This is a genomic window from Priestia sp. VA7 (genome assembly GCF_055710015.1).
Genome location: NZ_JBVQPN010000003.1, coordinates 631,168 through 656,627 on the forward strand (window position 1 = coordinate 631,168; position 25,460 = coordinate 656,627).

31 protein-coding genes are annotated in these 25,460 nt (G+C 38.2%); 21 read left to right on the plus strand and 10 right to left on the minus strand.

What is annotated here, in order from left to right:
* Positions 1-62: 62 nt before the first annotated feature.
* The 7 genes from AC0C45_RS16010 to AC0C45_RS16040 all read left to right on the plus strand — a co-directional run bounded on the left by AC0C45_RS16010 (position 63) and on the right by AC0C45_RS16040 (position 6,720).
* Positions 63-893, plus strand: a complete 831-nt coding sequence (locus AC0C45_RS16010; RefSeq protein ID WP_047931846.1) for a YitT family protein — start codon at positions 63-65, stop codon at positions 891-893.
* A 312-nt stretch (positions 894-1,205) separates the two neighbouring features.
* Entirely contained in the window at positions 1,206-1,619 is a 414-nt protein-coding gene (locus AC0C45_RS16015) for a DUF4395 domain-containing protein (RefSeq protein ID WP_034651044.1), read from the plus strand.
* A gap of 247 nt (positions 1,620-1,866) precedes the next feature.
* Entirely contained in the window at positions 1,867-3,390 is a 1,524-nt protein-coding gene (gene nikA, locus AC0C45_RS16020; RefSeq protein ID WP_472928257.1) for a nickel ABC transporter substrate-binding protein, read from the plus strand.
* Positions 3,391-3,392: 2 nt separating this feature from the next.
* Positions 3,393-4,334 carry a nickel ABC transporter permease gene (gene nikB, locus AC0C45_RS16025; protein ID WP_034651050.1) on the plus strand — a complete coding sequence of 314 codons (942 nt, stop codon included), beginning with the start codon at positions 3,393-3,395 and terminating at the stop codon, positions 4,332-4,334.
* The gene (gene nikC / locus AC0C45_RS16030; protein WP_034651053.1) at positions 4,331-5,137 is read left to right on the plus strand and encodes a nickel transporter permease; all 807 of its coding nucleotides are present in this window, start codon (positions 4,331-4,333) and stop codon (positions 5,135-5,137) included. Before nikB ends, nikC begins: the two co-directional genes overlap by 4 nt.
* A gap of 5 nt (positions 5,138-5,142) precedes the next feature.
* A complete protein-coding gene (locus tag AC0C45_RS16035; RefSeq protein ID WP_237892459.1) occupies positions 5,143-5,940 on the plus strand; it encodes an ABC transporter ATP-binding protein in 798 nt (265 codons plus the stop codon).
* 9 nt (positions 5,941-5,949) lie between these two features.
* Entirely contained in the window at positions 5,950-6,720 is a 771-nt protein-coding gene (locus AC0C45_RS16040) for an ABC transporter ATP-binding protein (RefSeq protein ID WP_034651057.1), read from the plus strand.
* Between the two features lie 65 nt (positions 6,721-6,785).
* Here the strand turns inward: AC0C45_RS16040 and AC0C45_RS16045 are convergent, their stop codons facing one another.
* Positions 6,786-7,082: a hypothetical protein gene (locus tag AC0C45_RS16045; protein WP_047931844.1), complete on the minus strand. Its 297-nt coding sequence runs from the start codon at positions 7,080-7,082 to the stop codon at positions 6,786-6,788.
* Positions 7,083-7,258: 176 nt separating this feature from the next.
* On the opposite strand from AC0C45_RS16045, the gene AC0C45_RS16050 reads away from it, so the two are divergent.
* Complete coding sequence (locus tag AC0C45_RS16050; RefSeq protein WP_237894153.1) at positions 7,259-7,396, plus strand: shikimate kinase; 138 nt, start codon at positions 7,259-7,261, stop codon at positions 7,394-7,396.
* Positions 7,374-7,517 carry a P-loop NTPase family protein gene (locus tag AC0C45_RS16055; RefSeq protein WP_237892458.1) on the plus strand — a complete coding sequence of 48 codons (144 nt, stop codon included), beginning with the start codon at positions 7,374-7,376 and terminating at the stop codon, positions 7,515-7,517. Before AC0C45_RS16050 ends, AC0C45_RS16055 begins: the two co-directional genes overlap by 23 nt.
* A gap of 249 nt (positions 7,518-7,766) precedes the next feature.
* On the opposite strand, the gene AC0C45_RS16060 is transcribed toward AC0C45_RS16055, so the two are convergent.
* On the minus strand, positions 7,767-8,057 hold the full coding sequence (locus AC0C45_RS16060) for a hypothetical protein (RefSeq protein ID WP_047931843.1): 291 nt from the start codon (positions 8,055-8,057) through the stop codon (positions 7,767-7,769).
* 104 nt (positions 8,058-8,161) lie between these two features.
* Here AC0C45_RS16060 and AC0C45_RS16065 point away from each other — a divergent pair, with 104 nt between their 5' ends.
* Complete coding sequence (locus tag AC0C45_RS16065) at positions 8,162-8,608, plus strand: DUF4385 domain-containing protein (protein WP_013083648.1); 447 nt, start codon at positions 8,162-8,164, stop codon at positions 8,606-8,608.
* On the opposite strand, the gene AC0C45_RS16070 is transcribed toward AC0C45_RS16065, so the two are convergent.
* Positions 8,609-9,922, minus strand: a complete 1,314-nt coding sequence (locus tag AC0C45_RS16070) for a hemolysin family protein (protein ID WP_047931841.1) — start codon at positions 9,920-9,922, stop codon at positions 8,609-8,611.
* Positions 9,923-10,191: 269 nt separating this feature from the next.
* Between AC0C45_RS16070 and AC0C45_RS16075 the strand changes: the two genes are divergently transcribed.
* A complete protein-coding gene (locus tag AC0C45_RS16075; RefSeq protein WP_034651066.1) occupies positions 10,192-12,225 on the plus strand; it encodes a Na+/H+ antiporter in 2,034 nt (677 codons plus the stop codon).
* A gap of 47 nt (positions 12,226-12,272) precedes the next feature.
* Here AC0C45_RS16075 and AC0C45_RS16080 read toward each other — a convergent pair whose 3' ends face one another.
* On the minus strand, positions 12,273-12,809 hold the full coding sequence (locus AC0C45_RS16080) for a histidine phosphatase family protein (protein ID WP_237892457.1): 537 nt from the start codon (positions 12,807-12,809) through the stop codon (positions 12,273-12,275).
* 263 nt (positions 12,810-13,072) lie between these two features.
* Here AC0C45_RS16080 and AC0C45_RS16085 point away from each other — a divergent pair, with 263 nt between their 5' ends.
* Positions 13,073-13,954 carry a M23 family metallopeptidase gene (locus AC0C45_RS16085; RefSeq protein WP_237892456.1) on the plus strand — a complete coding sequence of 294 codons (882 nt, stop codon included), beginning with the start codon at positions 13,073-13,075 and terminating at the stop codon, positions 13,952-13,954.
* Positions 13,955-13,984: 30 nt separating this feature from the next.
* Here the strand turns inward: AC0C45_RS16085 and AC0C45_RS16090 are convergent, their stop codons facing one another.
* On the minus strand, positions 13,985-14,443 hold the full coding sequence (locus AC0C45_RS16090; protein ID WP_237892455.1) for a hypothetical protein: 459 nt from the start codon (positions 14,441-14,443) through the stop codon (positions 13,985-13,987).
* Positions 14,444-14,642: 199 nt separating this feature from the next.
* Here AC0C45_RS16090 and AC0C45_RS16095 point away from each other — a divergent pair, with 199 nt between their 5' ends.
* The 4 genes from AC0C45_RS16095 (at position 14,643) to AC0C45_RS16110 (ending at position 17,579) form a co-directional block, all read left to right on the plus strand.
* Positions 14,643-15,287, plus strand: coding sequence for a GntR family transcriptional regulator (locus tag AC0C45_RS16095; protein WP_211186168.1), 645 nt, complete (start codon positions 14,643-14,645; stop codon positions 15,285-15,287).
* A gap of 80 nt (positions 15,288-15,367) precedes the next feature.
* On the plus strand, positions 15,368-16,399 hold the full coding sequence (locus AC0C45_RS16100) for a zinc-dependent alcohol dehydrogenase (protein WP_047931837.1): 1,032 nt from the start codon (positions 15,368-15,370) through the stop codon (positions 16,397-16,399).
* On the plus strand, positions 16,396-17,157 hold the full coding sequence (locus AC0C45_RS16105; RefSeq protein WP_047931836.1) for a glucose 1-dehydrogenase: 762 nt from the start codon (positions 16,396-16,398) through the stop codon (positions 17,155-17,157). Before AC0C45_RS16100 ends, AC0C45_RS16105 begins: the two co-directional genes overlap by 4 nt.
* 62 nt (positions 17,158-17,219) lie before the next feature.
* Positions 17,220-17,579, plus strand: coding sequence for a hypothetical protein (locus AC0C45_RS16110; RefSeq protein ID WP_237892454.1), 360 nt, complete (start codon positions 17,220-17,222; stop codon positions 17,577-17,579).
* Positions 17,580-17,623: 44 nt separating this feature from the next.
* On the opposite strand, the gene AC0C45_RS16115 is transcribed toward AC0C45_RS16110, so the two are convergent.
* A complete protein-coding gene (locus AC0C45_RS16115; RefSeq protein ID WP_013057513.1) occupies positions 17,624-17,854 on the minus strand; it encodes a hypothetical protein in 231 nt (76 codons plus the stop codon).
* Between the two features lie 263 nt (positions 17,855-18,117).
* Here AC0C45_RS16115 and AC0C45_RS16120 point away from each other — a divergent pair, with 263 nt between their 5' ends.
* A complete protein-coding gene (locus AC0C45_RS16120) occupies positions 18,118-18,630 on the plus strand; it encodes a P-loop NTPase family protein (RefSeq protein ID WP_047931835.1) in 513 nt (170 codons plus the stop codon).
* A gap of 78 nt (positions 18,631-18,708) precedes the next feature.
* On the opposite strand, the gene AC0C45_RS16125 is transcribed toward AC0C45_RS16120, so the two are convergent.
* Entirely contained in the window at positions 18,709-19,380 is a 672-nt protein-coding gene (locus AC0C45_RS16125) for a glyoxalase (protein ID WP_237892453.1), read from the minus strand.
* A 39-nt stretch (positions 19,381-19,419) separates the two neighbouring features.
* Complete coding sequence (locus AC0C45_RS16130) at positions 19,420-19,821, minus strand: hypothetical protein (RefSeq protein WP_034651085.1); 402 nt, start codon at positions 19,819-19,821, stop codon at positions 19,420-19,422.
* Between the two features lie 130 nt (positions 19,822-19,951).
* On the opposite strand from AC0C45_RS16130, the gene AC0C45_RS16135 reads away from it, so the two are divergent.
* Together AC0C45_RS16135 and AC0C45_RS16140 are read left to right on the plus strand one after the other, a co-directional pair.
* A complete protein-coding gene (locus AC0C45_RS16135; protein WP_128820413.1) occupies positions 19,952-21,187 on the plus strand; it encodes an MFS transporter in 1,236 nt (411 codons plus the stop codon).
* 23 nt (positions 21,188-21,210) lie between these two features.
* Entirely contained in the window at positions 21,211-21,621 is a 411-nt protein-coding gene (locus tag AC0C45_RS16140; RefSeq protein WP_233335001.1) for a GNAT family N-acetyltransferase, read from the plus strand.
* Positions 21,622-21,833: 212 nt separating this feature from the next.
* Here AC0C45_RS16140 and AC0C45_RS16145 read toward each other — a convergent pair whose 3' ends face one another.
* Both AC0C45_RS16145 and AC0C45_RS16150 read right to left on the minus strand, forming a co-directional pair.
* Positions 21,834-22,745 carry a DMT family transporter gene (locus tag AC0C45_RS16145; RefSeq protein ID WP_034651091.1) on the minus strand — a complete coding sequence of 304 codons (912 nt, stop codon included), beginning with the start codon at positions 22,743-22,745 and terminating at the stop codon, positions 21,834-21,836.
* A gap of 167 nt (positions 22,746-22,912) precedes the next feature.
* Positions 22,913-23,059, minus strand: a complete 147-nt coding sequence (locus AC0C45_RS16150; protein WP_013057506.1) for a hypothetical protein — start codon at positions 23,057-23,059, stop codon at positions 22,913-22,915.
* A gap of 220 nt (positions 23,060-23,279) precedes the next feature.
* Here AC0C45_RS16150 and AC0C45_RS16155 point away from each other — a divergent pair, with 220 nt between their 5' ends.
* Both AC0C45_RS16155 and AC0C45_RS16160 read left to right on the plus strand, forming a co-directional pair.
* On the plus strand, positions 23,280-24,170 hold the full coding sequence (locus tag AC0C45_RS16155; protein ID WP_034651093.1) for a LysR family transcriptional regulator: 891 nt from the start codon (positions 23,280-23,282) through the stop codon (positions 24,168-24,170).
* Between the two features lie 84 nt (positions 24,171-24,254).
* The gene (locus tag AC0C45_RS16160) at positions 24,255-25,427 is read left to right on the plus strand and encodes an iron-containing alcohol dehydrogenase (protein ID WP_095379421.1); all 1,173 of its coding nucleotides are present in this window, start codon (positions 24,255-24,257) and stop codon (positions 25,425-25,427) included.
* Positions 25,428-25,460 lie beyond the last annotated feature (33 nt).

Below are 25,460 nucleotides of genomic sequence, written 5' to 3' on the forward strand. Positions count from 1 at the left end.
TCTCTTCTCTTTTGGAGAAGGGGCTTTTTTATGTGAATTTTTATGCCGAGGAGGTTTAATCGATGAGTAAAACAGTAAAAGATGTCATCTTTTTATTAATAGGTTCGTTTGTATTTTCACTTGCAGTTAACATGTTCGTCATTCCAATAGGACTAGGTGAAGGCGGCGTGACGGGTATATCAATTATTTTATATTATACAACGCATCTTTCAACGGGCAGCACTAACTTTATTTTAAACGGTATCTTGCTTATCGTAGGGTATAAATTTTTAGAGAAAAAAACCATCGTCTATACGATGATTACGATTATCGCTACATCTATTTTTCTTCACGTAACTGAAGGTTGGGGTCTTCATCTTCATGAAGAGCTCATTGGCATGGTTTTTGCCGGTGTACTGCTAGGCGTTGGAATTGGGATGATTTTACGAGTTGGTGGAACAACAGCAGGTTCAGCCATTATTGCTCGACTTCTAAATAAGTTTTTAAACTGGAAAGTCAGTCATGCACTTTTAATAGTTGATTTACTAGTGGTATTGGCTTCTTATTTTATTATTGGAATCGAAAAGCTACTATTTACGATCCTCATGCTTTATATTACAACAAAAGTAATTGACTTTGTTATTGAAGGGTTTGATGCCAAAAAGGCCGTTACCGTTATTTCAAGCAACAAAAATGAAGTAGCAGATCAAATCAATGAACAGCTTGATCGCGGAGTAACGATTCTAAACGGTCGAGGGAACTATACAAAAGAATCAAAAGAAATCTTGTATGTGGTCATTAATAAACAAGAGCTCATTAAGCTTAAAAAGCTGATTAAAAAAATTGATGATGAAGCATTTGTGATTGTACACGATGTACGAGATGTAATTGGAAAAGGCTTTTTAAGCGCATAAAGCTTTGGTTCTTGGCAATTTTTTCTGACGTTGGTGTTCTCCGAAAAAGTATGATATAAGTGTGTCTAGAGACAATTCAATATACGAAAGGGAGAACCCATATGCGTAATAAAAGGCATGTAAAACGTCTTCTTCAACGTCGAATTCGTTCTTTACGATACGTTGTCTTGATTTTATTTACGATACTGATCTTAAAGTACGTTAGTGAAATTATGTAACTTTTTTATATGAGTCTTATCGTTCATTTGGAGTGCTTTTTCTTTTAAATTAGTAAACCAATTTGTATAATAGGTTTTAAGAAGGAGGAGTTCCATGAGCATTCCCAAACCATTAGTTCAGCTTAATCAACTCTTTATCGTTATAACGGTTTTGATCGCTTTACTTGCGGCAAAGTGGCTTTTACTTTTGCCTTTTCTCATTGGAGTAGTCACACTTGCAACAAAGCGTAATCCCGTAATTATGGCAGGGAAAAAGCTTCTCAAAAAGCCTGCTTCTTCTTATCAAATGGAAGACCGGGATCAGCAGCTTTTTAACCAATGGATTGCAACGATATGTATGGGGGTTGCTTTCATTTCATTTTTAATGGGCTATACGCTTGTCGGCTATGTATTTAGTATAATGGTGATTCTTGCTGCTGGTGTAGCGCTAATGGGATATTGTATAGGCTGCACGATTCGTTATCGATATATGATGTGGAAATATAAAAGAAAAAAACACGCTGCATAAACAAAGCCTCGAGAAGGCTTTGTTTTTTTTATGCTCATTTGTATGCGTTATCAATAAATTTTAATCATCATAAAGGGTGAAAACAACTGTTAGAGCGCCTATATCCTTTAAAAACCTTTGTTGACAAAGTAAGGTAAACAAATTAAACTTTTTATGATAATAATAATCGTTACGATTTAAAAGGAGGAAGTTATAGTTAGAAACCGTACATAAAAGAAAGATTGTTTTGAATAAAGGAGGGGTTTATATGAGAAAAAGGATAAGTTTGCTATGCTTAACGCTTGCTGCGATAGGTCTGCTAGCGGCATGTTTGAGTAACTCTGCGAGTACCGAAGAAAAGAGCAAAAAGAAATCACTTACTTTTGTATCGAATTTTCCAAGTGACACGCTCGATCCACAGTTAAATTATACAACTGTACGAGCCGGTATTGCCGAAACGTTAGTAAAAGTTAATGAGCAATTACAGACTGAACCGTGGCTTGCAAAAAAGTGGAAAACAGAAGATGATGGGACGACCTGGGTATTTGAGATTAGAGACGGGATTACGTTTCAAAATGGCAAGGATCTAAATGCTGAAGCCGTGAAACATTCGTTAGAAAGAACGATAAAAGAAAGCGAAGCAATGAAAAGTGCACTTAAAATTAAAGAAATGAAAGCCAGTGGCCAAATCTTAACCATTACAACAACAGAGCCGCTTGCCACGCTGCCTTCTGAACTTGTTCATCCAAACACAGCAATTATTGATGTAGATGCTCCAGATACAAAAAGTAAACCCGTGGGAACAGGGCCATTTAAAGTAGCTTCGTTTAAACCGGATAATGAAATGAAAGTAAAAAAATATAAAGAATACTGGGGCGGGGAACCAAAATTGGATGAAGTTGTGTTAACATTTAATGATGATGAAAATGCACGAACGTCCGCTTTGCAATCAGGTGAAGCCGATATTGTGTACCGTCCGGCTATTGAAAGCTTAAACACGTTAAAAAAAGATTCTTCTATTGTAGTAGATGTACAGCCGAGCCTGAGAAATCAAATGCTTTTTTATAATTCAAGGCAAGAAGCGTTTAAAGATAAAAATGTGAGAAAAGCGTTTGATGTATTATTAAATCCAAAAGATGTTGTCGATACAGCGCTTGCAGGTCAAGGATCCCCAGCAAATGGTCCATTTTTAAAGAGTTTAGATTTTTCGAACGATCAAAAAACGAAAATCTATGGACCAAGTGAAGCTCAAACATATTTAGAAAAAGCCGGTTATATACTCAAGGATGGAAAAGCAATAAAAAATGGAAAACAGCTTTCCTTTAAGCTTGTTACATACCCTTATCGTCCAGAACTGCCTTTAATGTCACAAATGCTTCAGTCAGAAGCAAAAAAGATTGGTGTAAAAATAGACATTCAACAAGTGGAAAATATGGACGAGTATATGACAACAAAAAATGATTGGGGAATCGTTACATATAGTCTAGTAACCGCGCCGCGAGGAGATGCAGGATATTTCTTTAATGCTCTTTACATGGAGGGAGGAGCATTTAATGTAGGTCATTTTCATGAACCAGCATTAACTTCCATTATCAATAAACTCAATAAAACAGTTGATCAAAAACAGCGCAATGAGTTAGCAAGACAAGCCGGAGAAATAGTAGAAAAAGAAACGCTCCATTCTTCGATTGTTCATCCGAATAATTTTGTGGCCTATAGAGACAATGTGAAAAATTGGGTCACAACTAAAAGTGAATACTATGTGATAACAAAGGATTTAGATGTGAAATAGATATGAAATTAATTGGTAAAAGAATAATAGAATTACTCATTTTTTTAGTTATCCTATCGTTTCTCAGCTTTGTTTTGATGAAGCTGGCTCCAGGAGACCCAGTTAAGCAAATGCTCCGTGTAGATGACGTGGCAGTTTCTGAGGAACAAATAAATAGTTTGCGAACAGAGCTAGGGTTTAATGAACCTGTATATATTCAATATGTAAAGTGGCTGAAGCGCTTTTTTCAGTTTGATTTAGGGTCTTCGTATATGACAAAAGAGCCTGTCATCGATGAATTAGCCGAGAAGTTTCCGGCTACGCTGCGCTTGACGGCTGCATCTTTGGTTGTGATGCTGTTAATAGCTGTGCCACTCGGCACGCTGTCAGCACTATACTCGAATAAATGGATTGATTATCTCAGCAGAAGTATTTCCTTAATTGGAGCGTCTATTCCAAGCTTTTGGCTCGGCCTTTTGTTTATACAGCTGTTCTCTGTACGTCTTCAATGGCTTCCTTCGATGGGGACAGGCACAGCGGCTCATCTTGTACTGCCTTCTTTAACACTCGGTTTTGCCATGTCCGCTGTGTATATGCGAATGATTAGAGCTAGTCTGCTAGAAGGACTGAAACAAGATTTTGTACGATCGGCTCGAGCAAGAGGAATCAGTGAAAGCCGCATTTTTATTTTCCACGCGTTCCGGTATAGCTTAACGCCCATCCTTACCATTTTAGGCACGAGCTTAGGCAGTTTGCTTGGAGGAACGGTCATCATTGAAGTGCTTTTTGCTTATCCTGGCATTGGAAAATTAGTCATTGATGCGATTATGAATCGTGATTATCCTGTGATTCAAGGGTATATTTTGTGGATGGGCCTGTTTGTTGTTTTAATTAATTCATTTGTGGATTTGAGCTACAAATATGTAAATCCCCAGCTCTATGTAAAGGGAGGGGATAAAACGTGAAAAAGCCGCAGCTTCCTTTTGTAGTGATAAGCGTGTGTGGTATTGCGCTTATTTTATTTTGTCTGTTTGGAAGTCAGCTAACACCGATGGATCCCACACAAGTTAATATGCAAGATCGGCTTCAAAAATCCACCGGTGATCACTGGTTAGGAACTGATCACTTAGGCAGAGATCTCTTTTCACGAATCGTGGCTGGAGCTCAGACCACAATTGGAACTAGCTTTCTTGTCTTAGCTCTTTCTCTTTTGATTGGAGTACCTGTTGGCTTAGTTTCAGCGTATATTGGAGGGAAAATAGACCGCTTTTTAATGAGAATTGTAGACGCTTTTTTAGCTTTTCCTGACTATATTGCAGCCATCGTCTTAAGCGGACTGTTAGGGCCTGGATTATTTAACTTAATTGCTGCGATGGTTATTGTAAAGTGGGTTGGTTATGCAAGGGTAGTGCGCAGTATTGTGCTTCAAGAAAAGTCAAAAGAATATGTGCTGGTCGCTAAATTAAACGGAGTGGGAACACTACCTTTAATCCTGCGCCACTTTCTTCCTCATGTGGGAGGACATATTCTTGTTCTTGCTACGCTGGATATAGGGAAAATTATTTTAATGATGGCTTCATTATCCTATATTGGACTAGGGACTCAGCCGCCTACTCCGGAATGGGGAACGATGCTAAATGAAGGCAGGGCCTACTTTTACAATGCTCCGCAGTTAATGTTGATACCAGGCGTGGCCATTATTTTATTTGTGCTGGCGTTTACAGCTTTAGGTGAATATATTCGAGGGAAATATCAAGTTAATCAGTAAAAGAGGTGATCGCCATCGTTTTAGAAATAAAGCATCTAGCCATTCATAATAAAACAAAACAAATCGTAAAAGACGTTTCTTTTACAATCGAGCAAGGACAGTGGATGGCGCTCGTTGGAGAAAGCGGAAGCGGTAAAAGTATCACTGCTGCTTCGATAGGAGGACTGCTGCCTTCAGGTGTAACGCTTAAAGGAGGATCTATTATATTTAAGCAGGAAGGATATGCGCCTATCCTTGGAAAAGATATTTCGTATATCTTTCAAGATTATCGAAGCGCCTTTACTCCTTTTTTAACAATTGGAAAGCAGTTTGATGAAACGATTCGTACACATAGTAAGCTTGCTAAAAAAGACAGGACTGCTGCCATTTTTCAGGCTCTAAAAGCTGTGAATTTACCTAATGAACGCGTGTATAAAAGCTATGCTTCTCAGCTGAGCGGAGGACAGCTTCAGCGAGCAGCGATTGCTTTAGCACTGGTGATGAAGCCTGCCTTGATTATTGCAGATGAACCAACCACGGCTTTAGATAGCGTGTCAGCAGCTGAAGTTCTTCAGCTGCTGCATAAGCTGAAAGAAGCAACAGGCTGTGCCATTTTGTTTATTACCCATGATTTGCGTCATGTGCGGAAATATGCAGACCGAGCAGCCATTATGTTAGCAGGAGAGATCGTGGAAGAAAACAGTATCGAATCTCTGTTTCACGCTCCGCATCACTTTTATACAAAAAAACTGTTTAACGCCATTCCTTCTTTACAGAAAACGCCTGATCGATTGTTAGATATGCAGAAAAAAGTGTTGATATAGGAGTGAGATATGAAAGAAAAAAGTATATTACACGTCACGCAGCTGGTGAAACAGTATAAAGACGTTAAAGCACTAAATAATGTTTCCTTGCATATCGATAAAGGAGAATGTGTAGGGATTGTTGGAGAAAGTGGAAGCGGAAAAAGTACGCTTGTAAAAAGTGTGCTAAGGTTAACAGAGATTCAGCAGGGAGAAGTATGGTTTGCAGAGAAACCTCTTCACCGGTTAAAAGGAAAAAAACTGCAGCAAGCTCGTCTAGGCATGCAAGTCGTATTTCAAAACCCCGCGGCTTCTTTTAATCCAAAAGTAAAAATCATCGATTCTTTGCTCGAGCCTTTACGGCAGCAGCGAACCGTTCCTTCATTTTTATCTCATGTGAGCAGAAACGAAAAAGAACTCGCTTTTTATTTGTTAGAAACAGTCGGGATTAGCGCAGAATATGCGTTGAATTATCCTCATGAACTCAGCGGTGGACAGCTTCAGCGTGTAGCGATTGCGCGTGCCATTAGCGTAGGTCCGTCTCTGGTGCTATTAGACGAACCAACAGCGAGTCTTGACGTTACAGTACAGGCAAAAATTTTAAATTTATTAAAAGATTTGCAGGAGACGTTTCAGCTATCTTATTTGTTTATTTCGCATGATTTAGCGGCAGTGAAATTTATGAGCAGTCGCATGATGGTTATGCAGCAAGGCGAGGTTATCGATCAATTTGACCGTGCAAATCTATTTGATAAAAACAGGCATCCCTACACAAAAAAGCTTGTGCGTTTATTTGAATAGAGAGTAAAGCTCTTCGTTTAATATACTAAACGAAGAGCTTTTTTATAAATGAGAATGAGACAAAGTCAGGGACGCGCCGGGGGAGTATGCATATGTATAAAATGATAGCCTGCTTGGCAAAGCATGACAAAACTAATGCTGAGTACAACGAGAGGAATTAGCTTGTTTTTCCCTCGTTCTTCATATAGTCCGGCTGCGCTTAAAAGGAAGCCAATAGCAGCTAAAGGAGGAGAGGCGCGAAAGAATAAATCTGCAGCGGTAAACGCTTGGTTTGTATATTTATAATAAAAAAATAGACCTGTAATCAATAAAAATAGTCCAATCCAAAACAGCGTAAGTTTTCCAAAAAGGGTTTTAGGCACTGCGATTTCACTCCTTTTTTCAGTCAAGTACCATAAAATACTAGCATAAAACGTTCTAGTTTGCATTAGAGAAAAAGAACGTGAATTATACAATATGTGTAAAAAAACAGGTTTGAAGTAGGAGGAGATGAGGTATTCAAAGCGCTTCATGTAAAAAAATACATATCGTTGGATCTATTGGAAGTGGAAAAACAACTCTTGCCCGTTTATTATCCCATGAATTAAAAGTTCCTCACTACGAACTTAATAATATTATGTGGGAACGAACATATGAAGGAGATAAAAGAAGAAGTGAAACGGATAGAAAAAAGTGATCATATTGCAGCTTCAAAAGAATGGATTATAGAAGGCTTATACTATACGTGGGTGAATGAAATTTTTAATAGAGCTGACCTTATTATTTTTCTCGACATCCATTATCTAAAAAGAATATGATTTATTATAAAAAGGTATGTTCTGCAAAAAGCTAAAATAGAAAAAGCAAATTATGCACGGACGTTTTCTATTTTCATTAAAATGTTTCAATGGAATGCGGATTTCGAAAAGCAAAGTAAACCTGAAATTTTGCATATCCTTCGTACGTCATATAACGATAAACTTATAATAGTGAAAAAGAGAGAAGAGATAGAGCACCTTATATCGTAAGAAAACGCCGCTCAGTTGATGAGCGGCGTTTTTTGACTTTTATTCTATCAACATAGAAGCGCCTTTTTTTTCACAAGCTTTTGCAAGGTTTTTGAGCAGCTGATTAAGCCACTCTTCTTTTTGCAGCCCTTCTACGATATAGGAAGAGAAAACCCACACGTCGTTTTTGATGGCAGAGCGATTTGTTTCAGCGATTACGGTTAATGCCTTGATGACAGCAGACATCACGGAAACATCTTCTTTCCCATAATGGCGAATTTGATAGAAAGCTCCCGTACCATGATTTAATAAGTTCGGACTTCTTTTAGCATGGAGAAAAAAGTTAGTCATACTTATCCACCTATTATTACCCGCATCTGCATGTAAAAAACTTCTTTAAGAAAAGTTTTATCATTCATTTGTAAGGGGTAGAGATCAAAAAGGAGGGGAGAGCCGTGGCATTTGATTATTCACTTGACTTTGAGCATATCGATTTTAGAAAACATCCTGAAAAGTATAGAGTAGGAAAAGGAGAACAAGGAGTTCTCCTTGTGGAGCCGTATAAAAGTGAAATTCTTCCTCATTGGCGTTTTCGAACACCTGAAATTGCTGAGGAATCCGCGGACGCCATTTATCAGCTTTTTTTAACCTACAAAGAAAAAAGCGATTTTGTTGGAATGGACATGGCCCGGAAATTTCTCCAAATGGGATATACGCGATCCAGGCGCTACGCGAACTACAAAGGCGGAAAGAAATATAGCAAAGACGGAGAGCGTAATGAACGGCAAATTGATGAACAAAAAGCAAAATCGGCGGCTATTTTTATGAAAAAATGGAAGGAGGTACGAGAGAATAAAGAGTACTTGACATTTAAAAAAGAGCATCAAAAAAAGTACGGATAATCAGCTGTTATCCGTACTTTTTTCCTTTGTTATTTCGATTCGTTTAATATGGTGATGTTCAATATCAATGACTTTAAATGAAAAACTTTCGTTTGTGATGCTGTCACCTTTAGCAAGATCAAACTTTTCGGTCAGCATCCAGCCGCCAATGGTATCAACGTCTTCTTGCTCAATATTTGTTCCGAGTAAGTCATTTACTTCTTCAATCAATACCTTCGCATCGAGTACGTAGTGATTGTCACTAATTTTGTGTACGTCCGGTATTTCATCATCATCAAATTCATCACGAATTTCACCAACAATTTCTTCTAAAATGTCTTCTACCGTTACAAGCCCTGTTGTTCCTCCGTACTCGTCTATTAAGATGGCCATGTGAATTCTGTCTTTTTGAATTTTAAGCAATAAGTCGTAAATGGCGATGGAATCAATGACTTGAATGATGGGTTTCATATACGTTTGCACGGTACGTGGTTTAATATCATCTTCTTTTATGTAATCCGCTAATATTTCTTTAATATTAACTAATCCCACCACTTGATCTTTGTTTCCATCTACAACTACTGGATAGCGAGTATATTGCTCTACTCTAGCCATTTTTAAGAATTCTTCTATCGTTTCATCTGCTGATACGCTAACAATTTCCGTACGAGGCACCATGATTTCTTTAGCCGTACGATTATCAAATTCAAAAATATTATTCATGAACTTAAATTCCGATTGATTAATTTCACCGCTCTCATAGCTTTCAGATAAAATAATTCTAAGTTCTTCTTCACTATGAGCTACTTCGTTTTCAGAAGCTGGCTTCAGGCCGAATAATCCGACAACGCCCCTTGCTGAGTGGTTTAAAAGCCAAATAAACGGATAAAGTAACTTAGAAAAAAGAATAAGAGGACGGGAAAATAGCAGCGTCACTTGTTCGGCTTTTTGAATCGCCACTGTTTTGGGCGCAAGTTCTCCAGCTACCACATTTAAAAATGTGACAACCGAAAAAGCAAGAACAAAAGATATGACATGCGAAAGTGATGTAGCAAAAGGAAGCATGTCAATAAGCGGTTCTAATAAATGACCTACCGTAGGTTCACCTATCCAGCCTAGACCCAGTGCGGTAACCGTAATGCCCAGCTGTGTGGCTGAAAGATAACCATCTAAATTTGATACTACTTTTTTTGCTGCTAAAGCGTTCCGGTTTCCTTCTTCAATTAACTGGTCGATTCTCGTCGACCGTACCCTAATGACGGCAAATTCCGTTGCAACAAAAAAGGCTGTTAATATAATTAATACGATGAATAAAATGACATTTACTGTTTCCAAATTTATCTCCTTACCCCGTTGAAACGGATAAGGGAACACCTCCCTTATAAAAGTTTGATGAGCTGATTTATATGGTAAATAAAGAATATCATGTATACTGTTCCCTTAATGTCCGTAGAAATAAACTTACCGAAAAGAAAGAGCACTTTTTAATAACCCACAACATTTTTTGGCACAAAAAGCGTAAACTAAACACTATAAAATAAATGAAAAGAGATAACGTGATACCTTTAAAAGGATGTAAATAGAAGTAGGAGTCGATTGTTTTCATGGAATTTTTTCTGACGATATTAGTCTTATTGGCTTTGATTGGTCTATCTAATATCATTAATCATTTTGTACCATTTATTCCTGTTCCATTAGTTCAAATAGCTTTGGGAGCAGGGCTTGCTATCTTGCCATTTGGTGGAGATGTACATTTAGAGCCTGATTTATTTTTTATTTTATTTATTGCCCCGCTATTATTTAATGATGGGAAAAACGTGTCAAGAGCTGCTCTTTGGAAGCTTCGTACACCTATTTTATTACTAGCGCTGGGACTGGTTTTTGTAACGGTGGCAGTAGGGGGATATTTAATCAATTGGCTGATCCCTTCCATTCCGTTACCGGCGGCATTTGCACTAGCCGCTATTTTGTCCCCAACAGATGTAGTGGCTGTTGGAGCTATGGCGAGCCGAGTAAAGCTGCCTAAGCGAATTATGCATTTGCTGGAAGGCGAAGGGCTGATGAATGATGCCTCTGGTCTTGTAGCGTTTCAAGTAGCAGTAGCTGCTACCGTAACGGGCGTCTTTTCGATAGTAGATGCTACATTTCAGTTCCTTTGGGTAGCGCTGGGCGGTTTGTTTGTAGGAGCATTTATCGCTTTTTTGATTATCAGACTGCGTGTACTTGTTCGACGTTTAGGAATGGAAGATATTACGATTCATATGTTAATACAAATTCTAACTCCATTTGTTGTCTTCTACATTGCTGAACATTTTCATTTATCAGGAATCTTGGCAGTTGTAGCAGGCGGCATTGTGCATGCGATTGAGCGCGACCGAGAAGAATCACCTAATCAGCAGCTTAAAGTAGTATCAAAAAGTACTTGGACGGTTATTTTATATTTGTTAAATGGCTTGGTGTTTGTACTGCTTGGTCTGCAAATACCTAAAGTGGCGAAAGCAATTATTCAAGATCCAAACTTTAATAATGGACAAGTGCTTCTTTATATTTTGATTATTACTGTCTTTTTGCTTGTACTACGATTTATTTGGGTAATGGTGTCATGGTCAGTAGGCTGGTATTACAAAAATAACAAGCATCTAAAACCTGAGCCTCGTTCTATTGGCATTATTACGGTTTCAGGTGTACGAGGAGCGGTTACGTTAGCCGGAGCATTTTCGATTCCATATACGCTTGATAACGGCAGTGATTTTCCGGAACGCTCTCTGATTATTTTTCTAGCAGCAGGCGTTATATTGTTAACCCTAGTTGCGGCAAGTATTCTTTTACCTCTCATTGCGAAAACAGAAAAGGCGCCGAAGAAGCCTGAGCGCAATACAAAAGAGGTTAAAGCACGCATTAAAGTGCACAAAGCTGCTATTCAGCGGTTAAAAAGAGAAATGACCGAGGAAAATCGTGGAGCAGCCCTTTCGTTAATTTCAACGTATAATACAACGATTAATAATATCATCGTTAAAACTCATCCTTTAGAAGCCTCTGAAAACAAACAGTATGAAGAAGAAATTCGATTGCTGGCTCTTCAGGCCAAGGGGAAATTGGTGGAAAAGCTATTAAAAGAGGAAAAAATAGACCGTGAGACAGCGTATATTTGTTTGGAACATACGCACAAGCTTGAAATGGCTGTAACCAATCGTGTAAGGTACAAATTATTGGTGAGCTGGATGAGGTTTAAAAAAGTTTTATTATTACTAGTCCGAATTTTTTCACCGAATAAGCAGGCGTTAAGAAAACAAAGCTTGCGAAGAAGAAGCAAAGTGAACAAAGTACGTATTCAAATGATTGAAGAAGCGATAAAGGTCATTAAAGAAAATATGAACGAAGAAAATCGAATGATTTCACTTGCTATTATTAGCGAATACCATAGATCCATGGCAAGACTTAGAAAAGAGAGTACGGAGTATAATTCACGCAAACGTAAAAAAACAACGAGAGATTTATGTTATAAAGCGTTTCATACCGAGCGGGAAACGGTGCAAGAACTTTATGAAAAAGGAGAAATCACGCGTGAAATCGCTCATAATATCCGAAAAGATATCGCTTTGCGTGAAGCATTAACAATTGAAGAAAATGGTTATTAAAAAGTCGCAGAGAGTAGTCTCAGCGACTTTTTCTAGTAAGTTTCATTCTATTGCTTTTCAAATAAATAAAGCTTTCCGTTAACAGCAATATCAAACCGAGGCCCTTTAAAGCCGCGTTTTATAAGTTCTTTACGCATAAACTTCATAATTCCTCCGTGGCTGACAATCAGCAAATCGTCTTCTGACTCGGAAATGGCGCGATCTAGCACTGCTGCCACTTTTCTCTTAGTCTCAGCCATATCTTTACGAGCTTGTTTGTTGATGAGTCCGGACATGCGAAACAGTAATACCCAGAGGATAAAAGGAAGTTTAAATTTTACTGGAATAATAGGCATAGGTATTTCTCTAAGTTCCGAAAGAAGCGTGATCTCTTGTTTATAAATATGCTTTGCCGTTTTGTGTGCTCGCGGCATATCGCTTGAAAAACAGCGTTTCCATTGGATATTATTCAAATCAGTCTCTCCATACGTAATATCTGATTCATCATATTCCTGAAACCAAGCCACTAGTTCGTCAGTGGATAAGCGGTGGTTTTCTGGAAGACCTTTGTTTACTTTGTAATGACGTACTAATGCTACTTTCATTGTGAAATCTCCTTAAAATCTAAGCGCCAAAAACACTTATTCGGCGCAGCTTGATTTTCTTATTTAACGTTATTTTCATCATGCTGCACCTCCTTTCAAATATTTGTAAAATAAGTATAAAATGGATTAAGAAAATTGTAAATACGGAATAGAAGAAGATTTTGAGATAGAATAACTGGAAAATGAAACCTTTTTATAACATAAAACGTATTACTTATAGATAATTCAAACAAATTGAAATACATATAAAAGGGTGGATTACAATGATGGATACAGAGAGAAAAGTGAACATCAGCGAAGAGTTTGGAATTTTATTTGCACAAGGGGATTTTAAGAAAATTTATGATTGTGTAAGCGAAGAATTTAAACGTCAAGTTTCGCTTCAGCAATTTTTGGAGCAGAGCAAATTGTTTAATCAAGGAGAACAGTTCTACAGACTAGAAACAAATCTCTATTTAACTCCTCAAGTTGAGCAGTTTATTTGGTTAAATTCTACGCAGACAAAATTCATCAGCGTTATGTTTGATGAACATAACATTATACAAGCACTTGTGATTGCTCCTATAGAATCATTTTCAGAGAGAGATCGATGGAGTACAAACAAATATACGATGCCGATTCAAAGTGAATGGTTTGTCTATTGGGGAGGAAAGCATGAGGTGTTGAACTATCACCATCCAGTCGAAAACCAAAGGTATGCGTATGATTTAGTCGTGAGAAAAGGAAAGCAAAGCTATAAAAATGATGGAATGAAAAACGAAGATTACTATGCCTATGGAAAAAAAGTTGTAGCGCCGCTTGAAGGAGTCGTTATCACAGCAGTTGATGGTCAAGAAGATAATGAAATTGGACATACGAATAAAAAAAATCCTTTAGGAAATCACGTCATCATTGAGCATGAAGGAAAAGAATACAGTGTGCTTGCGCATTTGAAGAAAGGATCGGTTTCTGTGAAAAAAGGAGACGTGGTTCGTAAAGGAACGCTGCTCGGAAGGTGTGGAAATTCCGGGAATTCATCCGAACCCCACATTCATTTTCACGTCATGGATGCCTCTGACATCGAAATGTCAAAAAGTTTGCTAATTCGGTTTCATGCGGCCGTTGAACCGATTCGCGGAGATACGGTTATTCCATTTTTTAATTGATTAAAAAGCCATAGCGTTTGCTGTGGCTTTTTATGCAAGGCTTTCCTCAAATATAAAGTCAAGCAGCCGTTGAAACAAGTAAAGGATAATAGCTACGGTAGTCATGACAAGGAAAAGCCCAAAATGACTGATATCATACAGATTATAAAGCCCGATTTTAGCGAGAAAAGGAACAATAACATAACCATGAATCAAATCTAAAATAACGTTAATAATTATGTACAAGATAAACCCAGGATACGTAAGGTAAAAGACAAAGATCGTAATCACAATATGAAGGCAATAAATCGTTGCTCCCATGTTAGTAAGAAAAAATACGTTTTCTTGAACCGTCCACCAGTGCATTTTTTCCGCTACTTGATAGGCGATTGTCATCATTAATGCAGCAAATAACCCTACAGTAAAAAATCGTTTAACACGCTGTTTATCAAGCAGCAGCAGTAAAAACCATGGAATAACAAGAATCCCCCATAATATAATTTGATTCATTCATCTTCCCACCTTTTATTTATCAGTAGTTCTTAGTGTAAGAAAGAATTGTAAAAATATACGTTCTATAAAGAAAACGTTTACAATCAGGTTGCTTCTCTATATACTAAATCTTGAATACTTGTATACAAGTTGGCTAAGGAAGTGATGACACATTAAAAAGGTAACCTACCCGGAAAGATGGCTTCGCGGAGCGTCGCTGGGAGAACAAGTTGTAAGCAAATTAAGAATTCAAATTATGAGCGGCGAGCTGAAGAAAGGAGCCATACTATCGGAAAATCAGCTCTCGGCAGAGTTTGCAATGAGTCGATCTCCTATAAGAGAAGCGCTGCGAACCCTTTCAAACGAAGGACTCATTGATTTACAGCGAATGGGAGCAGTTGTTATTGGTTTAACAACTAGGGATTTAAACGAGCTGTACGATGTTCGTCTGCTTTTAGAACATTTTGTCTTAGAACGTTTATCTGAAGTCAACCATGATTCGCTTATTAAAAAGCTTGAGCAAAGCATTGATCAAATGAACATGGCAGCTAAATACGATGACTATGTAGAGTTTGCTTATCAAGATTTACGGTTTCATGAGCTCGTGATTATCGAAGCAGACCACAAACGGATATTAAAATTGTGGGAAAGCATCCGTGAAATTATTTTAGCTGCTCTTTTAATTACCACTGAAAAAAGATTTCGAGATGATAAAGCAGCTGTGCTCCCACTGATAAAGCAGCATCATGAAATGATTAAAGCATTAAAGTCTCAAAATACAGAACGTATTCAAGATGAAGTGAAGCGTCACTTTGAAGATACGCGAAATACGATAACAGCTTCACTTTTGAATGAAGCATAAAAAAAGGGATAAAAGATTCAAAATGTTTTTGGATCTTCTTATCTTTAACCTGTCGACAAGTATACAAAGGGGATGAAAAAATGAAAGCAGGTGTCTACGTTTCAGAAACAAAAGCCGTTATGCAGCAAAAAGCGAAACCGGTTATAAAAGAAGGAGAAGCGCTTGTACAGGTATCTCATGCTGGAATTTGCGGAACGGATATGATGATTTATTTTGGAAAACATCCTAGAGCACAAGCGCCACTTATTATGGGACATGAATTCAGCGGAGTTATAGAAGAGATCCGAGGGGAAACGGAATTTTCTTTAGGTGACCGCGTAGCAGTTGAGCCTACGCTTAGCTGCAGAACGTGCGAAGCCTGTGTAAGAGGACAGTTTCATGTTTGTAAGAAGTTAAAACTAATCGGCATTGATCAAGATGGAGGGTTCGCGGAGTACGTGGCTGTTCCAGTGAACCGCCTTCACCTCTTGCCAGAGAAACTGTCTAGCCCGCATGCAGCTCTTGCAGAACCTGTAGCGGTTGCCGTACACACAGTACGACGCTCGCGGTTGAAAATAGGGGACCAAGCTGTCATTTTAGGGGCAGGACCTATTGGACTGCTGATCGGGATGATTGCGAAACGAGCAGGAGCAAAAAAAGTAATGATCTCAGATATTAGTTCTTATCGCTTAACTAAAGCGAAAGAACTTGGCTTTATACCAATTGATGCAGCGAAAAAAGACGTCGTAAAAGAAGTGTGCTTGCTTACGAATGACGTCGGTGCAGACGTTGTATTTGAAGTAGCCGGAAATCAAATTACAGCAAAACAAATGGTTGAAACAAGCCGTATTCAAGGAGAGATTGTGGTGGTAAGCGTATACAAAAACGCTCCAGAAGTAGATTTAGCAGCGATGCACTTTAAAGAAATTTCATTAACTACAACGAGATGTTATACAAAGGAAGATTTTCAGACGGCTATTGATTTACTGGCAAACGGTGAAATAGCAGCAGATTCTTTAATTTCTCATAAACTGCAGCTTGAAGATATTCAAGCAGGGTTTGAGTTTATGCAGCGGCCTGATGAATCACTTAAGGTTTTATTTGCACCAAATGGAGAGGAGAATGAACAATGACAGTAGATTTATTTTCTTTAGATGGTAAAGTAGCAGCGATTACGGGAGCAACAAGAGGAATTGGAAGATCAATGGCGATTGCTTTGGCAGAAGCAGGTTCGGATATCGCTCTTCTGCAGCGATCAAAGGAATTTCTTGGAGTAAAAGAAGAAATTGAACGTCTCGGAAGAAAATGTTTTATTGTTAATTGTGATCTAGAAAATGCTTCTGAAGTAAGCGAAGCGATCTCATCGGTTGTTGCTTATTTTGGAAAGCTCGATATTTTAGTGAACAACGCTGGCATTCAAAGACGTTCACCCGCTGTAGACTTTGCAGAGGAAGATTGGGATGCTGTTATGAATGTCAATTTAAAAACCGTATGGTTGTTATGTCAGCAGGCGGGCCGCCAAATGCTTAAACAAGGAAGCGGAAAAATCATTAATATGGCATCTTTGCTTTCTTACCAAGGAGGTATTACCGTTCCGGCCTATGCTGCAGCAAAAGGCGGAGTTGCTCAGCTTACAAAGGCTTTATCTAATGAATGGGCAGCAAAAGGCGTAAATGTTAATGGAATTGTACCAGGGTATATTGCTACTGATATGAATGAAGCACTTATTAACGATAAAACGCGCAGCAGACAAATCATTGAACGTATTCCCGCAGGCAGATGGGGGCAAGCAGCTGATTTTAAAGGAGCGGTTGTCTTTTTAGCATCTGATGCATCTGCCTATATTCATGGGCACTTACTTGCTATAGACGGAGGCTGGCTAGGAAGATAACGCATGAATGAACGAATTTTTTCATATCATGAACAAACTTAATTAAAAGGAGCGTTCGTGGTATGAAAAGGTGGATGTTAAATCTGGGTATTACTGTCACAGTGCTTATAACTGCTTGGACGGTGTATACAAAGCCTGAAGAGAAAGAGGTTTCGCTATTTTCTTACAATCAGCCTTCTATAGTTGTTCAAAAAGAAAGCACAGACTTTGAAAAAGCGTTAAAAGCTTTTTTGATGCAGCATGGCTTTCAAGAAGTTAGGGTGCTGAATAACTATGCGGAAGCTCAAATTCTGATTCTTCTGCCCCGCGAACACCTTTCTTCCCGTAAGAAAAGAGAAATTCAGCAAATGGTAAATCAAGTTGCCAAACAGTATCACGTTCATCCTGATGTAGTTAATGTTCAGTTATATGAAAAAAAGTAAAAAGCCTTTTAAAAAGGGGAATCCCCCTCGATAAAAGGCTTTTTTTACTCTTTTTTCTTCTCTTGTTCAGCGAGCTCTTCTTGTCTTTTAAAATGTGATTTTCCTAACGCATACACAAAACTAAAAAACAAAGGAAGTAAAATAGTCAGCAGCACAAGGCGGGTAAGCATATCGCCCAAATCATTTCTTGTTAAGTAAATATTAATAGCTGCAATGACAATATAAATAAAAATACCGAGGTTTCGTAAAAATCTCTTTAGCATAGATGCATTCATTTTTTTCACCTTACTTTTATATACTCACATTTAAGGTAAAGGAAACGATTCATAAAAGCAACCTATTTACTACAAAGCAAGAAGGAATATAGGAATTTATAATGAATATTTATAGGTTGCCTGAAAATCATGGAAATAAAAATCCTAACATGAAGTCGTTTTATAAAGCAGCTCGCTCCGAGTACACTGAATGCGCCGAGTCAGCTATAAACAGCTGCCTTCTCTTCAATCAGCTTTATTTCTTAAAAAGGTAAGGTGATAAGATGAAAAGAGTACTGGTAATGGGCGTTTCTCCAGGAGTAGGAAAGTCTACCTTTGCCAAGAAATTAGGGGAAAAGCTTGATCTAGAAGTATATCATTTAGACAGCCTGTATTGGCAGCCTGGCTGGAAGGAAAGAGACAATGATAGCTTTAGAGAATTGCAGGAGCACATTGTAAAAAAAGACAGCTGGATTATCGACGGGAACTACAGCAATTCGTATGACCTGCGAGTGAAGCGCGCAGATACCATTATTTATTTAGAGCTGCCGCTCATCGTTTGTGTGTACCGAGTAATAAAGCGGAGAATCGTATATGCAAGAAAAACGCGTGAAGATATGGCAAAAGGATGCCCTGAAAAAGTAGATTGGTCATTTTTTACGTTTATTCTTACTACGTATCGAGAGCGGCAAAAAAAGATGAGAAACCGGTTTAAAAAGCTTAAAAATGATGAGAATTGCAAGATTTTTATGCTGATGAACAGAAAGGACATCGAGAACTATATACAAAACCTCTAGGGGGAGTATGTGCTGAATTTTGAACAAAAATAACCACGTAATAATTTCGCTTGTTACGTGGCTTTATTAAAAAAACAATTATTCTTGCGTAATCTTCAACATTCCTTCTTCGTCGAGCGCAACCGTTAGAGAATGATTGACCTTTGCCATTAATGGATGAACTTCAGAGTCTCGGTTCGAAAAAAACCACCGTCTTTTAGGCGTCCCTACAAGAAAAAACGCACTGTCGCTTCCTAAAAAATTAAATGTAGCGTTTAATAGCCTGTTGTTACGTACGGTGATACCGGAGTTGATAAGCTGTGTTCCTACAGAGTAGACATGAGGAGTTGTCAAGTTGATTTCTCCTATGCTTAAAAGTGACTTAGAAGAAAAGGGTTCCTTGGATGACGGGCAGTCCGAATGTCTTGAAATGTATTCAACAATATTATGAGCAGGGTCTTCAAAATAAAACGAATGAGCATCAAACGCTTCAAAATAAATCTCATCTTTCTTCTCTTCCGTATTGAGGAAGACTCTCTGAGTAGCCCATTGCTTTGCTTCCATAAAGCGGTTTGCTGGAATATTAAAAGCAAAATGGTAAAAGGGCTTTGTATGTAGAGAACTTTCTTTAAAGGTTAGCTCACTTTCACCAACCTTGATGGAAAAAGAACGCGGTGAAGCGGCGGTTAATGGAAAATCGAGAGAATTTACATAAAAATCCTTCATTGTGTCCAATAAGTGGGTGTACAGGACAGCTTGATTAATAATCATAAACCATTCCCCCTCGTTTAAGCGTTGTCTAAAATGGTATTACACAAATTTTTCGCTCTCTTTTTGATTACTGCTTTTCCAGTGAAGCTGAAAAGAGCCTTTATGCTCAGAGCCTACAAAATTAATACGATATCTCCTCGTTTTTTCAGGTGTTAAATAAAGAGAGTTATTAGTCATTTCAAAAAATCGTGTCTGTTTTGGATCTTCTACGTACAGGGACAGGTCTCCGCTTTTGGTATTTTTAGATAGCGTAAAAGCGTAGGTTACACCTTTTTTGAGTTTAATGCTCCGGGAGTAGCAGCCCGTAAAGCTGTCGTACTCGCCAAAAAAAACCTCACTTCGTTCCTTTTTTATTTTGCCTCCTACAATTTGATTTTCCTGACCGTTAAAGTTAATAAGTAAAAAAGCGATAAGAACAATAAGAAAACTATATTTAAACATAAAAACCTCCATCTACTAAATTATAGATTGTTTTGGATTTCGTCAAATAGTGTTATAGTTTAAAAGGTAAAAATTAACAAAAAACGAATTATCTTTTTGCATGTTACGTCTAACAGAAAGGAGAAAAGAATTGACTCAGCGTTTTTATCTTTTAGCAGCAAGTCAAGTAACCGCAAATGTAGGTTTTGTTCTTTATACAATGGCTGTCACTTCCTATATAAAGGAAAACACCGGTTCAACAGTTCTTGCGTCGATGATTACGATGACGAGCTTACTTGCGCGGCTCCTTAGCGGCCTTAGCGTGCCTTTGCTAGCCGATACGTATAAATCCATTCACATTATGCGGTCTGTTCAAGTGATGCAGATAGGGATGCTTGTTGGATTGTATGTGCTGCTCACACAAGAATTTACAGTCACAGTACTAACGATGGGTTTTATCATTGTTGGAATCATTTCTTTTTTTAACGGCTTTTTTTCCATTTTTAAAACGTCAGTTGTACGCAGCTTAGTAAATGATAGTCAAAGAATGCAGGCGAATAGCTTGCTTTCAACAATTGATCAGACTTTTCTGTTTGCAGGGTGGTCGCTTGGTGGTTTCGTTTTGTCCTTAACTGGATCCACTCAGTCTCTATTTATAACGGCAGGTCTTCTATCGATCTCATTTGTTTGCTTACTGTTTATAAAAGAAACCCATACATATAAACAAACACAAAAGCGAAGAGCGGCAAAACTAATGGAAGGATGGCGCTTTTTATGGATACATAAACGCATCAGAGCCCTCGTTATAATGGACATCATCGAGTCGCTTTTTGGAACCATTTGGATTGGAGCTATTACTCTTTCTTTTGTGAAAGAAGTGCTTGAAAAAGGAGAAGCGTGGTGGGGGTATATAAACGGTGCGTATTATTTTGGAAGCATAGTTGGAGGAATTATTGTGTACCGAATGTCTTCTATGGTAAAAGGAAGGCTTTTGCTTTTTATGTTCGCAGGCTCACTCGGTTATGCTGTTTTAACCGGTTTTTACGGTCTAGTAACGAACCCGTATCTAGCTTTAGTACTTTTGATAATGATGGGTCCTGCCTATCAGCTTCGAGATGTAGCTCAGGAAACCATTTATCAAAATATCTGCAGCAACGGGATGCTTCCTAAAGTAATAGCGGCAAAATCAACTCTTGTACAGGCTGTATTTATACTTTCCATAGCATTTGTAGGGACAGTAGCCGACCTGTTTGGGGTAAGGTTTGTATATCTATTTTCAAGCTTCATGTTACTTTTAACGGCTCTAATAGGCATGGCAGGATTAATGTATAACAAGCATTCTATCGAAATAGACAAGACACCTGCTGAACGGAGAGGAGGTATATGAGAATCATTAGGATGACGTAGCTTGTGGAGCATGATATAAAAGAGCTGTTAATAGAAAGCCAGGAGGAAGGCTTTTTCTTTCTTACCAAGCTAATAGTGGAGTATAAAAACGGGCAAAACGTATTTAACAAAATAGGCGAAAGATTGTGGGAAGTTTACGGTGAAAAAAACAAATTAATTGGCGTAGCCGGCCTTAATCAAAATCCTTACAGCCAGTATGCTAACGTTAGAAGAGTAAGAAGGTTTTATGTTTCAGCTCAGTTTCGTAGAAAGGGTGTAGGCAAACAACTTTTAAAAGAAATCATTCACTATGCAGGAACTATTATGACACTCTCGTCTTATATACAGATATGGACGAAGCCAAGTTATTTTATGAACGAAACGGCTTTAAACGCGTATACAATCAACATAAAATCACTCATGAATATAAACTAAAAATCCATATACTAAATGTTCATTAATCAAACCAACGGGCGTTTAATTAAATTTAGGACATTAAAGTAATATACGAATAACGCTCAGAAAAAATCTGAGCGTTATTCATTACCATTCATATTGCTAATTCACTATTAAAATAGATGCTAATTATGTTTTCATTTGCATCTATTTTAGCATTTTTTCCGTATCAACCGAACCCGTTACTCTTTTTAGTTTGCTCTTTTAAGTTTAAGAGCTGTTTTAGGAGCAGGGCTTTTTTTGACAATATACAAACCGCTAAAAATAATAAGTCCTCCAAGCAGCTGCATAGCATTGATGGTCTCTCCGATAGCTACAGCAGCAAAAACAACGGCGAACAAAGGAATAACATACATGTAGACCATTACTTTTGTAGAGCCAATTTTTCCAATTCCTACATACCACATCACCAGTCCGTAAACCGTTACGAACAAAACAGAGTATGCCAGAGAGCTCCAGCTGCCTATATCTGTTGGCCATACAAGTGTTTGATAGGTGAAAAGACAGTAGACAGTAAGCGGAATAGCTCCGATTAAAGCAGACCAGGCAGTCACGCGCAAAGCAGAATATTTTACGACTAAAGGTTTTGCTAAAATCGGGTACCAGCCCCAAGCAATGGCTGCGACAATCCCCATGATATTTCCGAACCATGCAAGCTGCGACAGCGCATGACTAGAGTGACCAAACAGCAGTACAAACGCAGCCCCGAAAAAAGCAAGCACAGAGCCTAGCTGTGTTTTTAACGAAAAAGCTTCATGCTTATATAATATAGCTAGGATTCCTGTGAAAATAGGAGACATCGAAATAAGTAAAGAAGCATTTGTAGCTGTCGTATACTTAACAGATACCATAAACAGCGTTTGATAGAGCGTAACGCCTACTATACTGACCGCTATTAAGCGTCCCCAGTCTTTTTTTTCGATCCGAATGCCTCGCTCTATTATTCCTGTAATAAGTAAAAGAATAGGAGCAACCATTATAAAACGCAGTGCGCTAAATTGAATGGAAGACATATGAGCAACTCCAAATTTTCCGATTGCATAATTGGCTCCCCAAATTAACGCCACGGATAATAATATCCATTCCAGCCAGCCTTTTTTCATGTAATCACCTCGAGTAAGTATAGAAACTAAATAAGTGCGAATATCCTTAGTTACAAAGTATACAGGAAGAAATTATGTAAAAGGCCAGCCAATTCAGCTATTTTTATCTCATCCACTTGTTTTTAATACAAATAAAAAAGCAGCTGCATTAGCTGCGTTCATGATTGTTATCCACATTGTTCTATCTCATCTAATCGCACAAGTTCGACTTTAAAAGCATGATCAATCGGTCGAATTTCACAGTATCCTGAATCATATACGTGAATCAGTACAAAGCGTTTTCCTTTATATAACACTTCTTTGTAGGCTGTCATGAGATACACCCTTTCTTTTCATAGGTTTGTTTTTCATTCTATGAACAAAAAACGGCGTAATTGCCTAATATAAAAAGAATTTTTAAGGTTGATAAAATTGCTTGGCAAAACGAGTTCGCTTATACTGTACTGTGATTCTATTTACGTATAAGTTCTAATTACTAGAACAGCTTTAACATATGGACAACGAAACCAAACAGCAGTACATAAGGAGCAGCATATGGATATTAACTATTTATATACATTCAAAGAAGTAGCGAAGTGGGGGAGCTATACACGAACGGGCGAGGAGTTAGGGTATGCTCAGTCAAGCGTTACCACTCATATAAAAAAATTAGAGGATCATTACGGTCAAAAACTATTTGAACGAACAGGACAAAAAATGAAGCTGACTCAGCCTGGTGAAGAATTGCTTTATTATGTGAATCAAGTAACCGAGTTATTAAATGAAGCAAAAGAGCGCCTTACTACGAACGAAGATGCTAGAGGAACCGTTTCAATAGGAACCGTGGAGTCGCTGGCCGCCTATTTTATTACACCGTATATTCGTGAATTAAAAAAACAGCACCCTTCTCTAAAGATTATGCTAGAAGCGGGTTTATGTCCAAATTTAACACAAGGAATTATTGACGGAAAGTATGATGTAGCCGTTTTGCTTGATCGCCTTCAAACATCTTCAAGTTTAGAAGTGATTCCTATTCGAAAAGAAAACATGGTTATGATTGCTTCGTCTTCTCATTCTTTTAGTAAAAGAAACAGCGTTCTAATGGAAGAGTTTGAGGGAGAGACCATTATTTTAACTGAGAGCGGCTGCCCTTATCGCACGCTTTTAGAAGAGATGATGCGCAGCAGCGGTATTCATATGCAATCGGTCATCTCGTTTAGCAGTCTTGAAGCGATTAAACAGTGCGTAGCGGATAATTTAGGTATTGCTCTTGTACCGGAAATAGCGGTAAAACAAGAGATGGAAAGTGGAAAACTGATTAAAGTCCCGTTTGACCACGAAGAATTTTATCTTTATTCACAGCTCATATTCAAAAAGAAAAAATGGCTGACGGCACCTATTCAACAATTTATTTCACTTGTTCAAGAAGGTTATCAAAAATATTGATAATAGATATAGAGAATCTTCAATAATGATGAAGTAGTTTTCGTGCTACACTTTTTATAAAACATGAAACTAGAGGTGTAGAACATGAATATATTTTTGCAGCACAATCCTACAAAATTATACTTTGGAAAAAATCAAATTACGAAGCTATCGCAAGAGCTTGCTTCTTATCATAAACAAGTAAACGTTCTGTTAGTATACGGAGGAGGAAGTATCAAACGAAATGGCGTATACGACGAAGTGAAAGCTGAACTTCAGTCTATTAACGCGGTTGTTCACGAGCTGTCTGGTGTAGAACCTAATCCTCGTTTGACTACGGTAGCTAGAGGCGTGGATATATGTAAAAAAGAAAACATTGATTTTCTTTTAGCCGTTGGGGGAGGAAGTGTAATCGATTGTACAAAAGCTATTGCAGCTGGAGCCGTGTATGAAGGAAATACATGGGATTTAATTACACGTAAAAAAGAGATTACAGATGCGCTTCCTTTTGGAACGGTATTAACACTTGCAGCAACTGGGTCTGAAATGAATTCAACTTCTGTTATAACAAATTGGGAAACAAAAGAAAAGCTCGGATGGACGTCTTCTCACGTATTTCCCGTCTTTTCTATTTTAGATCCGACGTACACATTTTCAGTGCCGCGCGATCAAACCGTCTATGGAATTGTTGACAGTATGTCGCATGCGCTTGAACACTATTTTCATCGCACGGAAAATACGCCGATGATCGACGGCTTTATTGAATCTTTACTAAGAACGGCTGTACAAGAAGGTCCTAAGCTTCTTAAAGACCTGACTTCTTATAAGTATCGTGAAACGATGATGTATATCAGCACGACGGCGTTTAACGGAAGCTTAGCAAACGGAACGGACGGGGGAGACTGGGCTACTCACCGTATCGAACATGCTCTGTCGGCTGTATATGATATTCCCCACGGAGGCGGTCTTGCTATCTTGTTCCCTAACTGGCTGGAGCACGTCTTAAAAGAAGACCCTTCCCGTGTAAAACAATTGGCTGTAAACGTATTTGGCATTGATCCAGCAGGAAAAAGCGATGAAGAAACAGCAATGGAAGGAGCAAAAGCGCTTCGCACTTTCTGGAATGACTTAGGAGCCCCGAACAGCTTGCGTGACTATGATATTGATGATCGTGAATTTGATGCGATTGTTGAAAAGACCTTTGTAAAACCAGGTGTTGGCACTTATAAAGAGCTTGACTATGCAAGCGTTCGAGATATTCTAGAAAGATCCAAATAAAAAAAGACGAGCTGCCTGCTCGTCTTTTTTATA